Raw genomic sequence first — 2,761 nt, 5'->3', positions numbered from 1 at the left:
CGTGACCAGCAGCAACGTGCCGGGCCACGCATCCAGCAAGTCCTCCACCGCGGCAAGCATATCCGTATCCAGGTCGTTGCCCGGCTCGTCCAAAATGAGCACGTTCGGCTCATCCAGCAGAATCAACATCAAGGCAAGGCGGCGCTTTTGACCACCCGACAAATCGCACACCGGCTCGTTCAGGTCGGCGTTCGTGAAGCCCAGGCGCTCCAGCAGCTGACCGGGCGTCATCTCCTTGCCGTCGAGCATCGTACGGCGATTGTAGCGTCCGACAACCTGGCGCACGCGATCGTCTCCCAAGCTGGACAAGTCGTCCAAATGCTGGGACAGCACAGCGAAACGCACGGTCTTGCCAATCTTCACCAAACCGGACGTAGGCGCCTGCAATCCTTGAATGGTGCGTAGAAGCGTGGTTTTACCTGCGCCGTTCGCGCCCACGATGCCGTAGCGGTCGCCCGGCCCGATAATCCACTCCACATCGTCGAGAATCGGCTGATCGGCGCCGTCAAAGCGCACGGTCACGTGCTCCAGATCCACCACCTGCTTGCCTAGGCGCGCCATTGCCATGCGCTTGAGCTCCAGTTCGTTGCGCAAGGGAGGAACGTCGGCGATCAGCTCCTGAGCCGCGGCCACGTGGAACTTCGGCTTCGTTGCGCGAGCACGGGCACCACGCGACAGCCAAGCCAGCTCGCGACGCAGCGCGTTCTGCCGCTTCTGCTCGGCCAATGCCGCCAGCCTATCCCGCTCGACGCGCTGCATGATGTACGCCGAGTACCCGCCCTCGAACGGCTCGACCACCTTGTCGTGCACTTCCCACATGCTCGTGCACACTTCATCAAGGAACCAACGATCGTGCGTGACAACCAAAAGGGTACCTTGTCCCTGCCGCCAACGACGCTTCAGATGGTCGGCCAACCAGGTGATGGCGCGCACGTCCAGGTGGTTCGTGGGCTCGTCAAGCGCAAGCACGTCCCAATCGCCGATAAGCAAGCGAACCAGGTCCACCCGGCGGCGCTGCCCGCCGGACAGCGTGCCCACCTGCGCATCCCAAGGAATGTCGGACGCCAAGCCGGCGATGATCTCGCGGATGCGCGCATCGCCCGCCCATTCGTATTCAGCACGATCTCCCACAACGGCGCGCTCGACGGTGTCTTCATCGCGCAGGGCGTCGGACTGAGCCAACACGCCCACGTGCACGGCCCCGTTCCTTAGAACGCGCCCCTCGTCAGGATCTTGCGCACCGGCCAGCAATGCGAGCAGCGTCGATTTTCCGTCGCCATTGCGTCCGACGATGCCAACGCGATCGCCCTCCTCGACGCCAAGAGACACGCTCTCGAACACCTCTTTGGTCGGGAATTCCACCCGAACCTTCTCGCAGCCAAGCAAAAACGCCATATGATTCCGTCCTTCGCAAAGTATTCGCGCTCTATGATAGCAAACCCATCGCGAAAGAACGCAGGCGAACGCCCTGCGGCAACATTGCGGTGCATGGCGCCCTTCACGAACGAAACGTGCGATCTTCGGCGACGAGCGACGGCAAACGTCGGCCCGCTTTCGCGAAAAGCGCCGCACGGTGCAGCAGGCGTTACATCATGACCGCAACGGCAACCACGAAAGCCACCGTCAACACGAACCCGCCCGCCATGATGGCCCAAACCGCAGGGCGTCCCCAGTTCATGGTCCAGCCGATGCCGAACCGTTCGGGCAAGAACAGGCTGGGATCATCGGGGTTGAAGTAGAACACGCCCAGCTTCCAGTGCTCGTCGTCGTCGGCCAAGAGCTTTTCCGAGCCGCCCATGCGCGCGAACACGCGCGCGCCGCCTTGCCCGTACACCACGCTGATCACGATGGATCCCACCACCAACGCCAGCGCCAGCACCACCACGAACACGCCCGCTTCAGCTATGCCAATCACGCCGATGAACGCAAGCTCCATAACCGGCCCCAGCAAGCTGAGAATCAGGCCGCCCACCACCAGCAGAATGCTCTGAGCGCGCGCGAACATACCGTACGCCAGCGCAGACGTGGCGGGCGCACCCGGGTCGGATGGCTTCTTCGACCGCAGGATAGTCCAATGGGAAAACGCCATGCAAGCCGCCATGAAAGCCACTATGAGCACGGGTGCCAGGACCACGAACGGGGATTTCTCCATGTAGTCCGTCACCTCGCCCTGGAAGTTAACATGTTGCGGAATCAGATCGGGCATCTGCGCATAGCCCACCGCGCCGATGAGCAGCGTAACGGCCATGACCGGCACGTACAGCAGGTTCCACTTGAGCGACACCGCGCGAGGCACCGGCGCGTCGCCCACCACCGCCACGGACTCCTGCGCTTCGGCCTTCCAGCCGCGCTCCTTTTTATAAACGTTCACCTTGGCGCGGAAGAACAGCATCAGTCCGTAACTGCAAGCGCAGATCAGCAGCGTACCCGCGCAAAGCGTCGCAAGGGTAACGGCAGGATTCTGCATACATGCGCCCCATGCGCCGACGGCCGTCAGGATTGCGGTAAGTCCCAGCATGGCGATCGCGTACCGGCGCTTGAGCGACCGCAGGTACGGATCGCGCGCGGCTGCATCGGGCACGGTAACCGCGAAGACCTCGCCGCGCCGCATGAGAAACGACGTCACCACCGTCATGAGGCCGGTCAGCGGGACCAGCGACATCGTGAGAACAAGCATCGCCGATGCGAATTTAGTTGCAGGTGCCTCCATAGCGATACCTTATCCTTCCGTCCCGAAAACCCCGGATCCCCCGCGCACGGT

The 2,761-nt window shown here is 62.7% G+C and carries 2 protein-coding genes; both read right to left on the bottom strand.

Going from position 1 to position 2,761, the window contains the following annotated elements; genetic code table 11:
* A partial coding sequence (locus tag ACMNI9_RS09210) for an ABC-F family ATP-binding cassette domain-containing protein (RefSeq protein ID WP_418831739.1) occupies positions 1-1,395 on the bottom strand: 1,395 nt, incomplete at its 3' end.
* Between the two features lie 190 nt (positions 1,396-1,585).
* The gene (locus ACMNI9_RS09205) at positions 1,586-2,710 is read right to left on the bottom strand and encodes a DUF1648 domain-containing protein (protein WP_418831738.1); all 1,125 of its coding nucleotides are present in this window, start codon (positions 2,708-2,710) and stop codon (positions 1,586-1,588) included.
* Positions 2,711-2,761: the final 51 nt, after the last annotated feature.

This window comes from Paraeggerthella sp., from assembly GCF_048427265.1.
GTDB classification, from domain to species: Bacteria; Actinomycetota; Coriobacteriia; order Coriobacteriales; family Eggerthellaceae; genus Paraeggerthella; species Paraeggerthella hominis.
Note: the sequence above shows the minus strand (reverse complement) of the source record. Positions and strands in the feature narration are given on the sequence as shown.

Bases quoted from the DNA above. Each gene is read 5' to 3' on its own strand.
- ACMNI9_RS09205 (WP_418831738.1), bottom strand. From the start codon at position 2,710: ATGGAGGCACCTGCAACTAAATTCGCATCGGCGATGCTTGTTCTCACG.